The following is an 18,290-nucleotide window of genomic DNA, read 5'->3' on the forward strand; positions in this document are numbered from 1 at the left end:
TATGTATAGTCGCGTACATCAAAATTCCTTACCTGCCACAATAAATCTTTACGTCTTATGAGTGTAGTCTACAGCCCTGTTTTATGGAATAAATTCAAAAAAAAGTATGACTTATTTTTGTGGGTTTCAATTGCGGTATATTTCACGGTTTTCATTTTGTTAAACAGTGTATTATTTCCACAACTGATCCTTGTCACGGTCTTAATACGTGGTTTTGGCCTACTGGCAATCATATTATTACATATCATCCTGATGATTGGCCCCCTCTGCAGGCTGCAACCAAAATTTTTACCGATGCTGTATAACCGAAGGCATTTAGGTGTTACTATGTTTTTCATAACATCCGTACATGCTATATTAAGCCTGATATGGTTTCATTCAGGCGGTAATGTCCATCCGCTGGTGTCCTTATTTGCCGGGAATACTCATTATGATTCACTTAGATTTTTTCCGTTTCAAACACTGGGCTTTGCAGCTTATCTTATCCTTATGGTAATGGCTTTTACCAGCCATGATTTCTGGCTCAATTTTCTTTCACCCAGAATTTGGAAAGCCCTGCACATGATGGTCTATTTAGCTTATGGGCTCATTATTATGCATGTTTTGTTAGGTGTTATTCAACTGGAAGATAGCCCGGTAATATTTTGTATGCTCATAACCGGGTTGGCAGCAGTGGCAGCAGTGCATATCATTTCAGGATATAAGGAATGGAAATTTGATAGCCGAAAGCATCTACCAGATAAAAATAATTGGGTTTATGTATGTCTTGTCAGTGAGATACAGGAAAGCCACGCGAAAATGGCTGTTGTAAATAATGAAAGAGTTGCTATTTTCAAGTACGGTAATAGATTAAGTGCCGTTTATAATGTATGCAAGCATCAAAACGGGCCGCTGGGCGAAGGTAAAATTGTTGACGGGTGTATAATCTGCCCTTGGCACGGTTACCAGTACCAGCCTGTTGACGGCTGCGCCCCCGCGCCGTTTACAGAAAAGCTGGCCACCTATAATCTGAAAGTAGAGGGGCATGCAATTTATATAAATACGAAGGCGATGCCCGAAGGAACCGCTGTAGAACCGATCATACTCTCCGAGCAAATCAGAAGCCCATTATCAGGATTTTTTATTGGATGGAATGACAACAACCCTGCGTCAATTATAAAGTTTGTCAGCAGATCAATTATTGGAATTATTGCGCTAAGTTTAATTATTGCAGTGGGTTTTACTGTTAAACAAAAGCATATTGCTTTATCATCTTTTGACTACAAAAATTTGAAGATAGTCCGCGGGCAGCTAATAGAATATCCTTTTCCAGCAATTAGAACCCTTACAGGAAAAGATGCATCTGGGCGTTTGACCATCAAAACATATCCGCTTATTAATAACGCTAAATTTGGTGCGGACGGATTGGTAGATTCTATAAGGAAAAGGTATAATACTAACAATTACACCGCCGAAATTAATGGTGCATTTATCATACGCAATAAAGTGACAGCTATGGAACTTACCTATGGAGCTTTATCAATTAAAATATTAAATAAAAATAATGGATTACCGACAGGTCAATTAAGAAAATTGTGTGACACCGCTATATTTGGCGAAATCATAGATCCCAAATGTTATTTGGGGGCAATGAATCCTGGCGAGGGAAAACCTCATCGCAGCTGTGCCATTTTATGTATCAGCGGTGGAATAATGCCCATGCTTGCATTTAAAGATATACACGGTCAAAGTCAGTATGCCGTTCTCCTTGGGAGGCATGGCGAGAAAATTAATGCACAGGTTATTAAGTTTGTTGCTGAGCCTGTGAAAATAACAGGAACACTTTTTCGCTATGACAATTGGTATGTCTTTTATACAGATCCGGCTAAGGAAGTATATTCTTTGTTTCAATGATCTATAAGCATATTAAAATCAAAAATTGTCACGTAACACATGTTTAGCGACCTGCTTCAAAGAAGAACAGTCCAATCGGGCGGCGGAGACTAATTGGAGTAAGAATTTCTTAGACTATCTGTTCCCAAACTTTAGATTAGTTTACTAAATAATCAAAAGCCTTTAATTAGCTTAAGGCCGGATTTACAGAGTTGTGTTCGTTTAATTCATAGATAATATTACTATTTATGTGGGGAAAATTAATAACGGCACGCGGATATTAGACGGTACGGCGTACGGTTTGCTATAACCTAACAATTCATTAAAGTGAAACCTGTTGTTCATCAGCACCAGCAGATCATTATTCATTCCGTTTATCAGCACATCTATAGCCCTGGGCACATCCCTTTCTCTCACATTATTAAAATAAAATTGCGCTCGTTTGCCACTCTTCGATATGGCCTCTTTAAAAATAGTAACAGCATAGCTATCTTCCATAAAAGGTAATCCCCTCAAAGCTATATTGGCAATCAGGATGCTGGCATTGACTGACTCGGCAAGTTGGTTTAAAAATGATAAAATTTCATGCGGGGAATAACGCAGATCAGTGGGATAAACAATTTTTTTAAAGTACTTAAATTCAAACTTTTCCGGAATGAGTAATATTGGACAGCCTGACTTTGTAGCACATTTAATTGTTTCGGCTTCAATAAGCTTTACACCCTCACTGTTAGGCGTTAATCCCATAACCAGCATTCCTATTTCAAATTCTTCTACAATGGAAAGCACATTGCCAACAGCAAAATCAATGCCTGCAATAAATCTAACTTGGGACGGTAACCCACCATTCCAAGTTAGTCCGGAATCAAACTTTGATACCGCTCCGCTACCATCAACAGATACTTCTATTTCTTCGCTGCAATGTCCCACAGTAAGTTCCTTTGCAATGAGATTTTTACGTTTCACTAAGGTGTTCCAAATGTAAAGTTTGGAATTAGTTTTAGCAGCCAAAAGCAGAGCGAATTCTATAGCATGCTCCGCCTCGGAAGAAAAATCGTTGAACATTAAAATATTTTTCATGAGCAGTTTTTATCTGGCACATATAATTGAAATATTGTGTACCTAGCTAATAGCATTCGGCTAAACCAGACGGTAAACAGGTTTGCGCTTGGATTTTTGATTTACACAATCAGATTATTTTCAGGTACATCCTCACCAAAATTCTCAATAACTACTCCAGAAGACAGTAAAATTTTGTTATCTGATTACGGCTTATTTGATGGTTTTTGCTTCCGCTAATAGTTTTTCTGCGGTCGTGTAGCCCTCGATTTTCTTGGCAATGTTCCCTCCTTTATTAAAGAAAAACAGTGTCGGCGTTGCTCTTATGGGATAAATTTTTTGCAGTTCTTTTCCATCAGGACTGTCGATATCAATAGCCACATTTACGAAATCCTGGTTATATGCAGCCCCCAATTCTTTTTGAATAAGCACTTCCTGTTCCATCTTTTTACAGGTTGGGCACCAAGACGCGTGTGCAAAAACAAATAGCGGCTTGTTTTGAGCTTCAGCGCTTTGCCTGGCATCCGCCAGTGTTGTAACTTTAAAATTAATACCTTCCTGTGAATGTAGCAGGGGCTTATAACTGGTCCTACAGGAGGCCATGTAAAGGCAGATGCCCACAGCGATCACCAACATTGATAATATTGAAACTGTCTTTTTCATATGTTCATTAATAAATAAAAACCTAATGGTTTTGCTATTTAGTCGGTAGAAATGAAGTTTCCTTACACTAAAAATCGACAATAATTTATAGGTGAATCTTCTATCGAATTGCGGTTTATTATCTTAGCAGGGTAACGAAGAAAAATTAATTGTTACGGCTATTGAACATACGCCCGTTATGGAAGAGCGCCAGAACATTGATCCCTCAGGGCACTATTCGAGGCCTGACATTGTTCAGCTTTCGGTTTACAGGAAAAGGCAAAGCGTGATCAGATTTATTGATGGAATTTAGTTTATTCGACTGAAGTAGTTTTAGGCTTTAAAAACTGTTTGTTGATCAGTTTATAAGCCAGCACCAGGCCGGTTAATAGTAAGGTGGCACCCAATATCCAGTTGATCAGGTTATGCTGTGCCTTTAGCGCGTCCATTAAATAATTACCCGCAAAGCCGTAAATAATAAAGGAAGTGCTGGTACCCAGGCCGATGGCTATAATATATAGATTGTAGGCCCTGGGTGTACTGATCAATACATTTCGTCCTTTCAATACAGCAGTCCAACCCATCCAGAAAGGTAAATGAAGCGGGTTAAGCAAACTAAGGGCCAACCCGGAATAAAAAGCATTCATGCCCACAAACGGTAAAACATCCTCAAAGTTTTTCATATGAAATGCAGCTTCCAGTGTGCGATAAGCCAATAATAAAATAACGATACAGACAGCTATACTCAGTAAAAGAAAGAGTCTTTTTAAATAAGTAAGCTTATCGATCACGATCAGGGCAATCCGGACGAGGATAATTTCTACCAGGATTGCGGCAGAGCCGAATTGGAATGCGCCCGTGAAATTATTGTTCAATGCAAAATTGGCAACGCTTGCGTTTAAGGTTCCTATTGGTAAAGAGCCAATAAAACTGATGCTAAAGGCAACAAAGAAAAGTTTGGTATATCTGGAAAGGCTCATGAAACTAATTTTTCGTACGCTGTATTATTTTTCAACATCTCGGTTCCCTGGCGGTAAGTCATATAGGGCAGCCCTTGTTGTTCATGGTTCAGCTTGCTGATGCGGTATAACAGTTTCCAGTGTCTGATTATTTCCTTCCAGGCAAAGAAAATAGAATGCCTCGAGTCATAAATATGGGTAGGTTCGCTGCCTGCGCCATTCAATTCAACAATAGAAAAGTTTCGGCCTTCACAAAGATCTTCCCAGTTATTATACATCACATCCATCCGGCCAAAATAAAATTCAGGAATCTGGCGGCATACGGCATCAATGGTATTGGTAAGCTTCTCACTGATCAGGTGGCTCAGGTCAATAAACTTAGCTCCGCGGGCATGGTTGCCATAGGGCACCAGTGTTTTATTTTGTCCCCGATTTAATATCTGTTGGAGAACCTCCTGATGTGAATGCTGTAATACCTTCAGTTGTAACAGGAAGCGCGACTCATTAATTAATAACTCTTCAATAGTTGACGATCCATCCCCTGTAACCGTTAAGAATTCTTTACCTACGATACCTGATATATGGCCTTTCTCTTCTCCCGGTATCCGGTAATAAAATATGCCTACTTCCTTCTTGAATTCTACGAATTCCTGCAACAGGAAATCAACCTTCATGTTTTTGATGTAACCAGCAAGTTCCTCGTCGTTATGGACCTTTTTAACAAGAACCCCTCTGCCGCCAATGTCTGGCTTAGCTATAGCCGGGTATGTCAGCTTTTTCGATTGAAGTTTTGCCTGTATGTAAGCTATATCAGTTCCGGCCTTAAAACACAACGTCCGAGGATAATACTCATCCGGCATTAGTGCATAGATCAGGTCTTTGCTTTCCATAGCAAAGCCACCGTTCTGGATCAACGGATTGGAGGTGTTAAAAAAGAAAAGCGAACGGGCTTTAAGGCCAAGCCAAAACCAATAAGGCATGATTAGCAGATAGACCGCCCGGAATGGCCAGTATTCCCAATTGAATAATTTGATGAAAAAAATCCTTAACATCAGTAGCCGGATTTTCGCGGCTTTACCCTTGGTTGATTCAATACCGGGTTCTAAGGCGAGCTTGCTTGTATACTGCTTTTGATCCTTAAGATCATTGTAGATCATGGTTATTCCCAGTGGACTAATGGTTATGTTGGTAATGCTCATCGTCTTCATCTTGCCATCCCTGTCAATCACCAGACCGTCTTTTACATCACCCGCTCCGCCATACCTGTGAAAGTGTAGTATCCCCTCCTTTACCTGTGATAGTCTTGATTTTCGAAATTCATTAAACCAACTTTTTCTTTTAGCAATGGCCATTTTGTCGTATAGGGTAGCAGATGACCATATATAGGATTTTGATCTATCCAGTAATAGGATTTGTTTCCTTTCCCCATCCCAGCGGCACTCATATAATTTTCCTGATACATAAAGCACGATAGTAAATGGCTCGACACCAACAAGATCCATGGCTTTGTAAAATAAGTCCGGGTAGTCGGCTTGGATAATATCCATTAAAACCAGTCCCCTGCTTGTTTTATAATGCGGTTGAACAGCGTGCTTAATGAAAGCGCCATTCAGCAGGACGACCGCATCGCCATTGTTTTTTGCTGCGATCCAGCTGCCGTTTTTATCCGCATCTTTTGGATAAATGAGTTTGCTTTTGCCGCCATCATATTCCCTGGGCGCAATGGCCTGACCCCGGTTAATACTTTCGTCCCGATTAGAAGTCAGGTAAAAACCTTCTTTTGACGGGATATAAGTTACTGTGCACATGCCTTCCTGAATTTGAGCGTAGATGCAGCTATACCAAAACCTTCCGGGATTTCCAGGTCGGCAACAGCATTTACCCCAATGCGGATTAGTGCCATATGGTGAACCATGTGTTCCAGGTTATAAACTAATTCCCGCGAGTAGTTGGTAAAAACCGGAATTGGTTCAGGATCGCTTTCTAAATATTCGACATGCAACAACAGTTCCCGGTCGGGTTTAACCAATCCCGCTACAATCTCAAGCAGTGTCTTTATGGCAAAATTTTTATCGGTTTCGATCATACGGTTACGTGTGCGCTTGTCATAGTTGACGATTCCACTTACATATCCCTGGTTGAGTTCTATAAAAAATTCCAGGATATGGCGGGTATGCTGCCCGGTTGTTGATCCAGACAATACACTTACCGGCTGCGCGTATTGTTCATTGGTCAGTCCGTCAAGTACAAACTGTAATTGCTCCAATAAATTGGAAATGGGTTCTCTGAGTTTCATTTGATTATTAGGTTAATTACAAGCTTGTTTAGCGGAGAATGTAGTGTAGAAAGTTCTGTTTCCGGAAGATGATCAGCAGCAGCGAGCAGGCTACGAAAACAATAAGCGCTAAAATGAACAACTGGCCTCCGTCATCCTGTACTACGATCCCCAATTGGGTTAGATGAGAAAACAGGGCGCCGGCCATAACACCGACTGCCAGTAAAGCGCCGTAGCTGGTGGTGCGCGGGATAAGCACCAGAATAGACGCTATTAATTCCAGTGAACCTATGCCAATCCTCCCCCATGGTTCTAAACCCAGTTTAGTGAAAATGTAAACGGATTCCGGAGCAGCGGTAAATTTGAAAAACAAGGTTTGCAGCATAATACCTGCGGCAACAAGGCGCAGTGCCCAAACCATTACATTAAACTGTGTGTAACTCATGATGATTGGTTTTAAGTGTTTGTTGAAATGAACTTTGGTTGTTGGCATAGCTGATCGCAGCGTCTGCAATATCTTTTCCGACTTCCTTTTTAGATTTTAAAGGGAAAGTGCGGCTCACCAGATCTTGGTTAATAATAGTGATCTTGTTGGTATCATAACCGAAGGTGGCCCCTTCATCCTGTACGGAATTCAAGATCACCATATCAAGATTCTTAGTATTTAGCTTTTTGAGCGCGTTCTGCTCCTCATCATTCGTTTCCAGGGCAAAACCGACTGACAACTGACCTTTTTGTTTAAGCTGTCCAAACTCATAAGCGATATCCACATTTTTGACAAGTCGAAGGTTAAGTTCGTTTCCGGATTTTTTCATTTTCTGTGTACATACCTCTGCTGATTTGTAATCGGCAACGGCAGCGGCAAAAACTGCGATTTGGGCTGTAAGAAAGTAAGGGCGACATGCATTATACATTTCATCCGCAGATGTAACAGCGATATTGGTAAGGTTCGGATGGGCGAGTTTTAGCGTTACAGGGCCCGAAACCAATACTACTGCAAAACCCTTTTCAAGAAATGATTCTGCTATGGCATAACCCATCTTACCCGAAGAATGGTTGGTAATGTAGCGTACCGGGTCTATCGCTTCCCTGGTTGGACCGGCTGTAATCAGTACGATTGGCTTTTGAAATATGGCGCTCATATACTTTGGAAATGATTGTCTCAAAGTGTATGGCCACATTTTAGAGGCCATACACCGTTATGATGGATAATTAGTTATTTTTTCAGGTCGGGCCATTTCTGGTCGGCTGTCTGTATGAAATTTGCCTGATCCTTAGTCCATATCTCTTTAACTTTAGCATTGTAATTGAAATATAGCTTGTCGTCAACAACCGTCCAGGTTTCTGTCTGAGTTGGCGCTTTATGACCCTGTGAGGTTCCGTAGGCACAATAGCCACCATACTGAGGAGCATATTTTTCTGGTGTTGCTTTAAAGGCGTTTAAATCTTCCTGACTGGCGAAAAGCCAGGTAGCGCCTTTCCATTGGTAAGAAAGGCTATCCGCCCCTTTTACCGCTTTGGATTGTTTGAAGAATGCTACCGCATCGTAGCCTTTAATAGCCTTTCCGCCGGTAACGAAAATTTCTGATTGTTGTGCTTTAGCCTCTACAATGCTAAAAAAAGCAAATAGGGCGATGATAATTAACTGTTTCATTTTGAGTTATTTAAATAAGTTAATAATGGAAAATAGGTAGAAGGGTGACAGCTTACCGGTTGATTTTAGTCCAGTTTGCGTCTGCCTTGGTTTTGAGGTTTTTTTCGTCCTTATTCCAGGTTTTTTTGGTGTTGTTAAAAAACGCGTTATAAAAAAGGTATAATTTACCATCAAGCAATTTGAAGGTTCCGGGGTCAACATCTACCTTTTCACCGGTAGCACCCATGGCATAAGCACACCAACCGCCGTACTGGGGTTCATATTTGGCTGGCTCTCCTTTAAACAAATCCCTGTTTTGGGCCGAGGCGAAATGATAGGTTACACCCTGTTCGGTCAGCGAGAATTCTGATTTTCCTTCGATTGCTTTCTGAGTCGTGAAATAGCTTACCGGGTCATATCCTTTTATCGCCAAACCTGATTTATCAATATTGTATTGTTTTTTACGCAGCCCTGTCTGGTCCTGTGCAGATGCTATCCCTACAGTAATGACGGAAAACAGCAGAATGGTGAATAATTTTTTCATGGTTTGATTCTTTTTTCTGGCTTTGTCGCAGAAAAAAGATAACCCTTACAAAAAAATTTGAATTATTTTTTTTGGAACATAAATGCCTGGTCCGGTCAGCTAGTAACGCCTTTTAATTTTTTTAATTTTTTTGTAAGGATTCTGCCGCCTTTCCGACCAAAGAGAAAATCAGGAAATCAAGGTGCAATTTTCATGTCAGCTTACTTCCCTTATAAATTTTTCTTACCATTTACTTATGAGCGTTAAGCATTCCTACCAGTGGACTTACATCTTATTAGTTGCCCTGTATTTTCCGGTGACGCTATTTGCACAGCAAACGAAAATAAACGGAAAAGTTATCGATGCCGAAACCAAGCTCCCGCTTGCCTATGTAAGTGTAACTTTCTTTAAATCGACAGTAGGTACTTCAACAGACAGCAGGGGAAATTTTTCATTGAAAGCTGATAACGCATTTACACAGGTCAAGATCTCTTATTCCGGATATGCTACTTTTTATGCCCCTGTGATTCCCGGCAAAACCCAAACGATCAATGTCGAACTGATATCCAATACACGAAAGCTAAACGAGGTTATTATCAGGTCTGCCAAACGAGGAAAGTACCGGAATAAAGATAATCCTGCGGTAGAACTGATCAGGCAGGTTATTGCCCATAAAGAGCAGAACAGACCGGAAAACAATGCCTATGTTCAATATAAGGAATATGATAAGTTACAGCTTTCTTTGGCCAATCTTTCACCTGCTTTGTCCGATAAGAAGTTTTTTAGGAAATACAAATTTTTCCTGGATAACCGGGACACAACAATGGTGCCGGGCAAATCCCTGCTGCCTATTTACCTGGATGAAAAATTAACCCAGGTTTATTACCGGAAAAATCCGAAAAAAAAGAAAAATATTGTCCTTGCCCAAAAGAATATTAACCTCGCCAATTATATAGATAATGAAGGTATTGCTAAATATTACAAGCACCTCCTATACGATGTTGACATTTATTCAAACGATGTCTACCTTCTTTCTAAACTATTCCTTAGCCCAATCGCGGGAACAGCTCCGACTTTTTACAAATTCTTTATTACAGATACCATTACCGTAAATAATTCCAAAGTAATCGAGCTGAGTTTTACCCCCCGTAATTCCAGTGACCTTCTTTTTGAAGGCAAAATATATATCACTATGGATGGCAATTATGCCGTGCAGAAAGCGATCATTTACATTAATAAAAATATCAATATCAACTTTGTACGGTCAATGAACGTCAGCCTTGATTTTGAACAGAACACCAACGGCCGTTACCATTTAAGTAAAAGTAATATTCTGGTTGATTTTGGACTTAATCAGAACGGCAAAGGCGGAGCAATTGGAAACCGGACGATCACCATTAAAGATTATTTGGGTGATAAAGCATTACCCGATTCCACCTATGCTGGTCAGGAGGCCGTAATAGCTGACAACGCGAACAAGCGGACCGATGATTACTGGGCTCAAAACCGGCTGGACACGCTTACGACTGCCGAAGCTAAAGTTTATCATAATATTGATACGCTCCAGACTATTCCTTCTTATAAACGGACAATCGCATTAGTAACCTTTGTCATAGCGGGATATAAGTCATTCGGGCCTTTTGAGCTGGGGCCGGCCAATACATTTTACAGCTTCAACCCGATTGAAGGACTAAAACTACGGGTTGGCGGGCGAACGACTCCGGAGCTAAGTAAGCGCTATTATTTCGAGACCTATGCAGCCTATGGTTTCAAAGACGAGCGATGGAAGTATTTTCTAAGTGGCACTTATTCCTTTAACAGCAATTCCATCTACAAATTTCCACAAAATTACATCAGGGGCAGTTTTGAACGTGATACCCGGATTCCGGGAGATCCTTTGCAGTTCGTAGTGGAAAATAATTTCCTGCTTTCTTTTAAAAGGGGGAACAACGACAAATACCTGTATAATGACTTTTATAAGCTGGACTACGTCAAGGAATTTCAAAGCCATTTTTCATATACCCTGGGTTTCAGGAACCTGACGCAGTCACCCGCCGGATCATTGAGCTTTATCAACCACGTTGGTGGGGTAAATGTAAACCATAGCAGCCTTACTTCTACAGAGGCAACAGTAGGACTGCGGTATGCACCGCACGAAGAATTTTACCAGGATAGGATCTATCGGATCCCGATACCAAACAAATACCCGGTACTCGCGCTTGATTTTACTGAAGGGATAAAAGATGCCTTTGGCGGGGAATATAATTACCAAACTCTACATGCACGTCTTGACAAACATTTGTACCTGTCCCAATTGGGATATGCCGACGTGTCCCTGGAAGGAGGGCATATATTCGGGAAACTCCCTTATCCTTTGCTTACCATACACCGCGCCAATCAAACTTACTCCTTTGACCCAGACGCTTATAATTTAATGAACTTCCTAGAATTCGTGAGTGATCACTACGAAAGCTTTAATTATACACAGCACTTTAACGGCTTCTTTTTAAATAAAATCCCGTTATTTAAAAGGCTTAAATGGAGAGAAACGGCTTCCTTTAAAGCCCTGTACGGAGGCGTTAGCAACCAAACTGCACCCTGGCTTATACCAGTTCCTAATTGATGGAAACGGTAAACCGATTACTTATGCGCTGGGTAAAATACCGTATCTGGAGGGTAGTGTGGGCGTTGAGAATATTTTTAAATTCATTGGTGTCAGCCTTGTCCGTCGCTTTAATTATCTTGACCATCCTAACGTTACCAAATTTGGGCTCAGGACAAGTGCCACGCTGCTATTTTAATTTACAAAATAATATTCCTGATGATCAATTTTACTTCGCTAGCGAAAGCAGATGCTTTTTAATAATATCATAATGTTCCCAGGGAATAAAGTGATTTGCCCCAGGTATAATGATCACTTCAACATGCTTGTTAAAAGCCAATTTTTGCCGGCCGTAAGCCACATTTTTTACGGTAACCAGCGGATCTTTATCCCCATGAATAAAGGTCACCGGCATGTTTAGCCGCTGATAACAGGTATCCAATCCGAAAAGCTCTTTCTTAAAATACCAAATTTCGGTATTGCAGGTACGGAATGCTCCCGGTATTAAATATTGTAATGGCGTATGAACAAAAATGGATCGCCATTTCTCTGTCGGTTCATCAAAAGGGGAAATAGACCCTGCAAGTAAGGTCAGGGAGGCATATGCACCCGGGTGGTCCTCTGCCAGTTTAACCACAACCGGGCCGCCGAGGCTATGCCCGATCAAGTGAAATGGGCGGCCATTTTCTTCTCTCTTTATAATAGCATAGATCAATTGCGACTGCTCTGACAAGTGATAAGCATGACCGAAATTACTGTATCCGAAGCCTGGCCGGTCAATGGCAATTAACCTGAAATGTTTTAACAGGGCTGTATCCATTAAATATCGTTTATACCCATCCCAACTGCCTGGGGAACCATGAATAAAAAACAGCGTCGGCAACGTATCGCCACCCATCTTCACATAATGTAAACGCAGTTTTCCTAGTTTCAGGTAGACATAACGTGGTTGCAGCCCTTGCTGATCAAATTCTGCTTCAGCCTTTTTATCTGTTATGCGCATCATCATACATGACTGGCAAAAAATCACCCACCCGCACAATAATGTCAATATTATTCTACGTTTCTTCATCAATGTTGTTATATTTAAATTCGAGAGATAAGGCCTTTTATTTGGTTCCGGGCATGCCGGCTTTTGCCATTGAAGTTTCATTCAACAGGCTGGCTTTTGTGGCAGCAATAATTGCCCCGGTATCTGTATTTTGCAGAAACGCGATAATTTCCAGGCCTTGTTTGTTTAGGCCACTCGTGTTAGCAATTGTGGCTGAACCTTCGTTTTTACCGTTTAAATTAATGTTCTTCAGGGAGCGGACAATTTGTACATGAGACAGCGTACGGCCATTATTTTCACCGCTGAGTACTTTACTTACCGCATTGCGTTGCACTAATGCGATTAGTAATGCCGTATGAGCCGGCACTGCAGTGGTATGGTAATGGATATTAACTACTCCCGGCTCAGGCTTTACGGTAGTCAACGTTAATTCTGCCGAAGTTGCTTTTTGAAGCCCTTTATCTATAGCATCACGTAAGGTGCCTTCATCAGAACCGACAAATTCCCTGGTTCCGTTTACTACTGCCTGGGGCGTATAAACCGAAGCGCTTAACCAACTGGCATAGCGGTTCTGTCTTTGCGAGTAAGCGGCGCTGCTGAATTGGTCTTTCCAGCCCAAACGGTTCCAGTAATCTACATGGTAAGCAAGAATGTAAATTGGCTGGTCGTTGTTTTCGCGCTGTACTTTCGCGATCAGCTCATCTGCAGGCGGGCAACTGGAGCAGCCTTCTGATGTAAACAGTTCTACCACGGCAAAGCCTTTGGCAGCTTTTGAATGATGGATGGGGGCTACATGTGTTTTATCTTTTAAAACAAAAGAAAACGAACACATAGCCATAACAGCCCCCCAGGCTATTACGGTAATTTTAATGGAAGGTACCATTTGATGATTTATTTAATGTTTTCCTGATTTGTCGCCAGATGTATAAAATCCTTACAAAAAATAAAAAAAAATGTAAGGAATAAGTGGGTGCCACGACTAAAGCATAAAAGAATAAGTTAAAAGTTCACCCAGTTAAATATTACTAGTAATAAACCATTTATGCTCGAATCACGAATGCATACAGAAAATAATCAACAAGTCGATACAAAGGTTCATACCTGCGATCCCCAGCAATGGGTGGCTAAATATGCCGATTACTTATACAGTTATGCGGTAACCCGCATTAACGATGGAGAATTAGCCCGTGACTTGGTACAGGAAACATTCTTAGCTGCTTTGGAGAAGGCAGCTAAGTTTGAGGGGAGAAGTTCGGAAAGCACCTGGTTGACCGCTATCCTGAAAAATAAGATTATAGATATCTACCGTAAAAAATCATCTGGTCTTTTAAAAAGACAGGAGGTTCCTGTAGAAGTTTCAGAATCGGATGATTTTTTTGAGGTGGATGACGGCCATTGGAAGGTACAGCATCAGCCACAAGCCTTTGGTTTAGAGGTATACAATCCACTTATTGGCAAGGAATTTGACCACATACTGAAACAATGTATGCAAAAGCTGCCTGTACTGTGGTTGTCAGTTTTTACGATGAAGCATATGGATGAGGAAACGACTGAAACGATATGTTCGGAACTTAGAGTTACACCTGCCAATTATTGGGTAATCATTCACAGGGCGAAAGTAAATTTGCGGGCATGCCTGCAAAAGAATTGGATTTAAAATAAATAAAATGAACGACAATACATTAAGAAAAATTGCTTACAACTGCAAGAAGGCGACATTTCTGATTGAAAAAAAGCAGGTCGGCAGCATAACTGTACGCGAGAAACTGGAGTTGAAGATACACCTGGCTGGCTGCGCTGTATGCCGGACATTTGAGCAACAAAGTATAGTAATTAATAAAATGGTTCACGATCTGTTCCATGAGCCAAAACTGAATGAGCTTAAATTAGACGATGATTTTAAAAGGAAATTACAGGGTAGCATTGATGAAAAGCTTGATAAAAACTAAAATGGATTTGATAGTAAGTTATTAATTCAATACTTCAAAGTCCTAATGCTGTATTTAATTCGCAAAGCATTGCTTTCTTTAAAACGACCAGTTCGATATCGGTGATGTTTACGGAACCATCAATTATGCCCTCAAAACAAATTCAAACAATAGCCTTAATTTTATTGGTGGCGTAAAGATTCCGCTTACTTCCGGGAATGGTAAAAACGCAAACGGTAAACCGTTGCCATTAGATTACCAGGCAAGCATTGGTTCCTATGACGCCATAGGTGGCGTTAACTATATCGTAAACCGCAAATGGGAATTTGACGGAGCTGTTCAGGTTCCTATAGTACAAATCAATAAAAGCACCTACTTCCCAGATGAATATACTGATCCGCGAACGCTCAAGTTTGCACCGACAAATAATTTCAGACGAAAAAGCGACCTGCTAGCCAGAATTGGTTATTATTTTTATCTACCTCAATCTTCTATTACGCTTAAGCCAAGCATTTCCGGAATATACCACGTAGGCAATGACAGCTATGAAAACCGGTTTGGCAACCGGGTTCTTATTGACGGTTCACAAGGCTTGACCTTAAACGGTAGCATAGTGGCAACAAAGACCTTTAAAAATGCAAACCGGTTCGAGATTGTAGTGGGAACGCCATTTATTGTGAGAAAGGTCCGCCCAGACGGATTAACGAGAAGCGGTGTTATCAACTTTCAATATACAATAGCCTTTTAAAGCGTAAATAATATTCAGTAGCGATGCCCCTAATAGTAGGCATTTATTTTTAGCCAATATTGAATCTTTTAATATCGCCAATTTAAAGAATCTTCGAAGGTTTGACTGTGAACCATGTTTAGTTGTTACTAACGCATCGGCCAGACCTATATGCAGCAGCAAATGTCCGATCTGATGAAGTAAGATGTATGTTAAACAAGGCTGGAACAAATTGTTCGTTTCATTGGCCCTATCAGGCCGTGTCGCATCATCCAGCTAATGGGTTTCTTTATCAGCTACCGGCATATTGTCTATAGGAAAAACACTTCGGACAGCCAGTGATTGTCACACTTTTTAAAAAAGGTGTCTAATTATAAAAACGAAAACATGGAAAACGAATTTAAAGGTAAAATCGCCTTGGTACTTGGAGGATCAAGCGGAATTGGTAAAGCTACAACGGCATTGTTACTACAAAATGAAGCTGCAGTAATTATTGTTGGTAAGAACCAGGTTAATATTGATCAAACCATCAACGAATTGTCTGGCAGTGGAAATATTAAAGGTTACAAAGTTGACTTGACAGATCGTCTGCAAACTGCTGATTTTATAAATCAGTTCGGCACTGTTGTTAGCCGGGTCGACTACCTGGTAAATGCTTCGGGTATTTTTAGCCCGAAGCCATTTTTGGATCATACATCTACCGACTATGATTCTTATCTTGATCTAAACAGGGGGTTGTTCTTTGTAACACAGGCAGTAGCCCAACTAATGGCTGATAATAAAACCGGTTCCATCGTTAATATTGGTTCAATGTGGGCAAAGCAATCTGTAAGGGCCACACCTTCATCTGCTTATTCTATGCAGAAAGCGGGGCTGCACTCTCTAACCCAGCATTTGGCAATGGAACTGGCTCAGTACAATATCCGGGTTAATGCGGTGTCCCCGGCAGTGGTTGAAACACCGGTGTATGACGGAGTTTTTGGAGGGAAGGAAGCTGCTGTTGAAGCTTTAAAGAGCTTTAACGGATTTCAGCCGATCGGCCGGAACGGAAAACCGGAAGATGTAGCCAATACCATTGTATACCTGCTTTCGGAAAAAGCATCATGGGTTACCGGTGCCATTTGGGATGTTGACGGCGGTGTTATGGCAGGACGCAATTAATTCTTAAATTTAAATGATCTGAATATGTCTGCATCCAATAGCAATATGATGAATCCTTTTTTAGTTGCTTATGATACCGGTGAGGAGATGCGTTTTATAAAAGAGGCGCAGGAAGGATCAAAGTCTGCTTTGGAAAGATTGATAAAGCTGCATCAGCAATTTATTTATAATGTTGCGCTGCGATTAGCCCGAAATGCTGAAGATGCGGCCGATCTAACCCAGGAAGGCTTGATAAAGATGGTGACCAGGTTGAGCCAGTTCAAGGGCAAAAGCAGTTTCAGAACATGGTTGTACCGTATAGTTTTCAACCATTTTATCCAAAATCAAGGTAATAAAAGGAGGCTGGAAACAGCCTCCCTTGAAGAACTTGGTGATTTTCTCGAAAATGCGCATACATCCGAAGAAATGAGTGTTGAAGAGCAGTTTATTTATAGCGATCTGATTGATGATACACGAAATAAATGCATGAGTGGTATGTTGCTTTGTATGGACAAACAGCAAAGAATTATTTTTATACTGGGGGCCATCTTTAACCTGAAATCTACTGTTGCTGCGCCATTGTTGCAAATTTCTCCGGAAAATTTCCGGAAACAATTGTCGAGGGCGCGGGCCGACCTTTTTCAATTTATGGAAAATAAGTGCGGCCTGGTGAATCCCGCCAATCCTTGCCGTTGTCATAAAAAAACAATGGGGTTTATTAAGGAAGGCAAGGTAGAACCCACGCAAAGAAAATTCATACCCGAAGCTATAGAAACCATCCGGTCGGTCTCACCTCAGATAAATGATGAACTGGACCAATTGATGGACGACAACTACATGGGCTTTTTTAAAGCGCAAAATTATGAAAAGCATGAAGTTGCAGATAAGATCGTTCAGTCTTTATTGTTTAATAGTGAGATTAAAACGATGTTCAACCTTAACTAAGAAAGTCTTACAGTCATTATTGGTAATCACCGAGACTGGTTAATGCCGACAGGGTTATCAATTCAAGGTCTTGGTAAGTTAATTCTAAAATATGGAACCTCTCGATTACAGCGAATTAGGCTTAGTAATCAAAGGGTCGCTAATTCGAGCCCAGCCCAGTAGTCTGAAGAGCAATAACTTAACCCAGCCCTGTCAAGCTGTTTTTTTTATTTGCACAAAACTTGCACAAAAAAATTAAAATATAAAATCATTCGATCTCACCCAATTAAGCGTTTATCGTAGTTCTGTAAGCTTATCGTAAGTGCAATTTTATAGAGGACAGCGGCGACGTTCTAACTTTCATAGTGATATACAGGCTGCTGTAGATGCCAAGAAATTAGTTGAAAAAGTAAATGCGTGTAGAGAGTTAATTTTTGAGGGATTTGAATAAGCTTCGGCTATTAATAAAGTGATTTAACTTAGATTAAATGTAGCAATTATAAGTTATCAAATATTGTTCAAGCAATGCGTCGCCGTCTATAATGTTAAAGTGAGAGGTAAAGTAATTAGTATAAGATCGCCAAGTAGTGCCTTTATTGAATTTTTAGCGGAATGGCTAAGATGATTCTCCGCAATAGTTGCCACTGTCTTGTGGCCTACACTTCCCCACGAAATCAAGATGACAGCAACAAACACCATCAAACTGGACAATACACTGGAAATATCTTCAGAAATAGGTAAAAAGTGGGTTTTAAGCGACTATGTAGGTAAGCAAAAGATCCAAACATTAGTATTTCCTGATGGTATTACTTTTAGCAAGAAAAAAAAGTTCGAATCCCTCGAATAAATTTTTTATTTTTTTATCTTACTTATCTTCAGCAACTTATAGACAATAAAAAAAGCGGCATACCAGAATTAAGTCTGGATTTTTCCGCTTTCGCCTGTTTGGTAGCCC

General features: G+C 40.7%; 19 protein-coding genes. 8 read left to right on the top strand and 11 right to left on the bottom strand.

Annotated elements, in window-relative coordinates; all coding sequences use genetic code 11:
• The first annotated feature begins 57 nt into the window (after positions 1-57).
• Entirely contained in the window at positions 58-1,893 is a 1,836-nt protein-coding gene (locus tag RG47T_RS17045) for a Rieske 2Fe-2S domain-containing protein (protein WP_074490609.1), read from the top strand.
• A 225-nt stretch (positions 1,894-2,118) separates the two neighbouring features.
• On the opposite strand, the gene RG47T_RS17050 is transcribed toward RG47T_RS17045, so the two are convergent.
• The 9 genes from RG47T_RS17050 to RG47T_RS17095 all read right to left on the bottom strand — a co-directional run bounded on the left by RG47T_RS17050 (position 2,119) and on the right by RG47T_RS17095 (position 8,984).
• On the bottom strand, positions 2,119-2,952 hold the full coding sequence (locus RG47T_RS17050) for an adenine nucleotide alpha hydrolase family protein (protein WP_074490610.1): 834 nt from the start codon (positions 2,950-2,952) through the stop codon (positions 2,119-2,121).
• Between the two features lie 192 nt (positions 2,953-3,144).
• Complete coding sequence (locus RG47T_RS17055; protein ID WP_074490611.1) at positions 3,145-3,594, bottom strand: thioredoxin family protein; 450 nt, start codon at positions 3,592-3,594, stop codon at positions 3,145-3,147.
• A gap of 293 nt (positions 3,595-3,887) precedes the next feature.
• Entirely contained in the window at positions 3,888-4,553 is a 666-nt protein-coding gene (locus RG47T_RS17060) for a LysE family transporter (protein ID WP_074490613.1), read from the bottom strand.
• Complete coding sequence (locus RG47T_RS25575; protein WP_083627443.1) at positions 4,550-6,340, bottom strand: NRDE family protein; 1,791 nt, start codon at positions 6,338-6,340, stop codon at positions 4,550-4,552. The genes RG47T_RS17060 and RG47T_RS25575 overlap by 4 nt, the downstream gene beginning before the upstream one ends.
• On the bottom strand, positions 6,328-6,828 hold the full coding sequence (locus tag RG47T_RS17075; RefSeq protein WP_074490614.1) for a hypothetical protein: 501 nt from the start codon (positions 6,826-6,828) through the stop codon (positions 6,328-6,330). The genes RG47T_RS25575 and RG47T_RS17075 overlap by 13 nt, the downstream gene beginning before the upstream one ends.
• 28 nt (positions 6,829-6,856) lie before the next feature.
• Positions 6,857-7,252, bottom strand: a complete 396-nt coding sequence (locus RG47T_RS17080; RefSeq protein WP_074490616.1) for a DoxX family protein — start codon at positions 7,250-7,252, stop codon at positions 6,857-6,859.
• A complete protein-coding gene (locus RG47T_RS17085; protein ID WP_074490618.1) occupies positions 7,233-7,949 on the bottom strand; it encodes a phosphopantothenoylcysteine decarboxylase domain-containing protein in 717 nt (238 codons plus the stop codon). Before RG47T_RS17085 ends, RG47T_RS17080 begins: the two co-directional genes overlap by 20 nt.
• A gap of 74 nt (positions 7,950-8,023) precedes the next feature.
• Positions 8,024-8,461: a YHS domain-containing (seleno)protein gene (locus RG47T_RS17090; RefSeq protein WP_074490619.1), complete on the bottom strand. Its 438-nt coding sequence runs from the start codon at positions 8,459-8,461 to the stop codon at positions 8,024-8,026.
• A gap of 52 nt (positions 8,462-8,513) precedes the next feature.
• Entirely contained in the window at positions 8,514-8,984 is a 471-nt protein-coding gene (locus RG47T_RS17095) for a YHS domain-containing (seleno)protein (RefSeq protein ID WP_074490620.1), read from the bottom strand.
• 235 nt (positions 8,985-9,219) lie between these two features.
• On the opposite strand from RG47T_RS17095, the gene RG47T_RS17100 reads away from it, so the two are divergent.
• Positions 9,220-11,586, top strand: a complete 2,367-nt coding sequence (locus tag RG47T_RS17100) for a DUF5686 and carboxypeptidase-like regulatory domain-containing protein (protein ID WP_317041630.1) — start codon at positions 9,220-9,222, stop codon at positions 11,584-11,586.
• 208 nt (positions 11,587-11,794) lie between these two features.
• Here the strand turns inward: RG47T_RS17100 and RG47T_RS17105 are convergent, their stop codons facing one another.
• Both RG47T_RS17105 and RG47T_RS17110 read right to left on the bottom strand, forming a co-directional pair.
• On the bottom strand, positions 11,795-12,574 hold the full coding sequence (locus tag RG47T_RS17105; protein ID WP_074490622.1) for an alpha/beta fold hydrolase: 780 nt from the start codon (positions 12,572-12,574) through the stop codon (positions 11,795-11,797).
• Between the two features lie 100 nt (positions 12,575-12,674).
• Positions 12,675-13,499 carry a DUF1223 domain-containing protein gene (locus tag RG47T_RS17110; protein ID WP_074490623.1) on the bottom strand — a complete coding sequence of 275 codons (825 nt, stop codon included), beginning with the start codon at positions 13,497-13,499 and terminating at the stop codon, positions 12,675-12,677.
• Positions 13,500-13,658: 159 nt separating this feature from the next.
• Here RG47T_RS17110 and RG47T_RS17115 point away from each other — a divergent pair, with 159 nt between their 5' ends.
• The 6 genes from RG47T_RS17115 to RG47T_RS26135 all read left to right on the top strand — a co-directional run bounded on the left by RG47T_RS17115 (position 13,659) and on the right by RG47T_RS26135 (position 18,182).
• Entirely contained in the window at positions 13,659-14,273 is a 615-nt protein-coding gene (locus RG47T_RS17115; RefSeq protein WP_253187535.1) for a sigma-70 family RNA polymerase sigma factor, read from the top strand.
• 10 nt (positions 14,274-14,283) lie between these two features.
• Complete coding sequence (locus tag RG47T_RS17120) at positions 14,284-14,565, top strand: hypothetical protein (protein WP_074490627.1); 282 nt, start codon at positions 14,284-14,286, stop codon at positions 14,563-14,565.
• Positions 14,566-14,788: 223 nt separating this feature from the next.
• Positions 14,789-15,292 (top strand): hypothetical protein, encoded by a 504-nt coding sequence (locus RG47T_RS17125; RefSeq protein WP_074490628.1) that lies wholly within the window; start codon positions 14,789-14,791, stop codon positions 15,290-15,292.
• Positions 15,293-15,658: 366 nt separating this feature from the next.
• Positions 15,659-16,432, top strand: coding sequence for an SDR family NAD(P)-dependent oxidoreductase (locus RG47T_RS17130; protein WP_074490630.1), 774 nt, complete (start codon positions 15,659-15,661; stop codon positions 16,430-16,432).
• A 24-nt stretch (positions 16,433-16,456) separates the two neighbouring features.
• Complete coding sequence (locus tag RG47T_RS17135) at positions 16,457-17,356, top strand: RNA polymerase sigma factor (protein ID WP_083627446.1); 900 nt, start codon at positions 16,457-16,459, stop codon at positions 17,354-17,356.
• Between the two features lie 658 nt (positions 17,357-18,014).
• A complete protein-coding gene (locus tag RG47T_RS26135) occupies positions 18,015-18,182 on the top strand; it encodes a hypothetical protein (protein ID WP_171972552.1) in 168 nt (55 codons plus the stop codon).
• Positions 18,183-18,290 lie beyond the last annotated feature (108 nt).

Origin of the sequence: Mucilaginibacter polytrichastri (assembly GCF_001911425.1) — a bacterium.
GTDB lineage: Bacteria > Bacteroidota > Bacteroidia > Sphingobacteriales > Sphingobacteriaceae > Mucilaginibacter > Mucilaginibacter polytrichastri.

What these genes read in the sequence shown, in the direction of transcription:
- RG47T_RS17045 (WP_074490609.1), top strand. Translation starts at nt 58, where the DNA reads ATGAGTGTAGTCTACAGCCCTGTTTTATGGAATAAATTCAAAAAAAAG.
- RG47T_RS17050 (WP_074490610.1), bottom strand. Translation starts at nt 2,952, where the DNA reads ATGAAAAATATTTTAATGTTCAACGATTTTTCTTCCGAGGCGGAGCAT.
- RG47T_RS17055 (WP_074490611.1), bottom strand. Translation starts at nt 3,594, where the DNA reads ATGAAAAAGACAGTTTCAATATTATCAATGTTGGTGATCGCTGTGGGC.
- RG47T_RS17060 (WP_074490613.1), bottom strand. Translation starts at nt 4,553, where the DNA reads ATGAGCCTTTCCAGATATACCAAACTTTTCTTTGTTGCCTTTAGCATC.
- RG47T_RS25575 (WP_083627443.1), bottom strand. Translation starts at nt 6,340, where the DNA reads ATGTGCACAGTAACTTATATCCCGTCAAAAGAAGGTTTTTACCTGACT.
- RG47T_RS17075 (WP_074490614.1), bottom strand. Translation starts at nt 6,828, where the DNA reads ATGAAACTCAGAGAACCCATTTCCAATTTATTGGAGCAATTACAGTTT.
- RG47T_RS17080 (WP_074490616.1), bottom strand. Translation starts at nt 7,252, where the DNA reads ATGAGTTACACACAGTTTAATGTAATGGTTTGGGCACTGCGCCTTGTT.
- RG47T_RS17085 (WP_074490618.1), bottom strand. Translation starts at nt 7,949, where the DNA reads ATGAGCGCCATATTTCAAAAGCCAATCGTACTGATTACAGCCGGTCCA.
- RG47T_RS17090 (WP_074490619.1), bottom strand. Translation starts at nt 8,461, where the DNA reads ATGAAACAGTTAATTATCATCGCCCTATTTGCTTTTTTTAGCATTGTA.
- RG47T_RS17095 (WP_074490620.1), bottom strand. Translation starts at nt 8,984, where the DNA reads ATGAAAAAATTATTCACCATTCTGCTGTTTTCCGTCATTACTGTAGGG.
- RG47T_RS17100 (WP_317041630.1), top strand. Translation starts at nt 9,220, where the DNA reads ATGAGCGTTAAGCATTCCTACCAGTGGACTTACATCTTATTAGTTGCC.
- RG47T_RS17105 (WP_074490622.1), bottom strand. Translation starts at nt 12,574, where the DNA reads ATGATGATGCGCATAACAGATAAAAAGGCTGAAGCAGAATTTGATCAG.
- RG47T_RS17110 (WP_074490623.1), bottom strand. Translation starts at nt 13,499, where the DNA reads ATGGTACCTTCCATTAAAATTACCGTAATAGCCTGGGGGGCTGTTATG.
- RG47T_RS17115 (WP_253187535.1), top strand. Translation starts at nt 13,659, where the DNA reads ATGCTCGAATCACGAATGCATACAGAAAATAATCAACAAGTCGATACA.
- RG47T_RS17120 (WP_074490627.1), top strand. Translation starts at nt 14,284, where the DNA reads ATGAACGACAATACATTAAGAAAAATTGCTTACAACTGCAAGAAGGCG.
- RG47T_RS17130 (WP_074490630.1), top strand. Translation starts at nt 15,659, where the DNA reads ATGGAAAACGAATTTAAAGGTAAAATCGCCTTGGTACTTGGAGGATCA.
- RG47T_RS17135 (WP_083627446.1), top strand. Translation starts at nt 16,457, where the DNA reads ATGTCTGCATCCAATAGCAATATGATGAATCCTTTTTTAGTTGCTTAT.
- RG47T_RS26135 (WP_171972552.1), top strand. Translation starts at nt 18,015, where the DNA reads ATGACAGCAACAAACACCATCAAACTGGACAATACACTGGAAATATCT.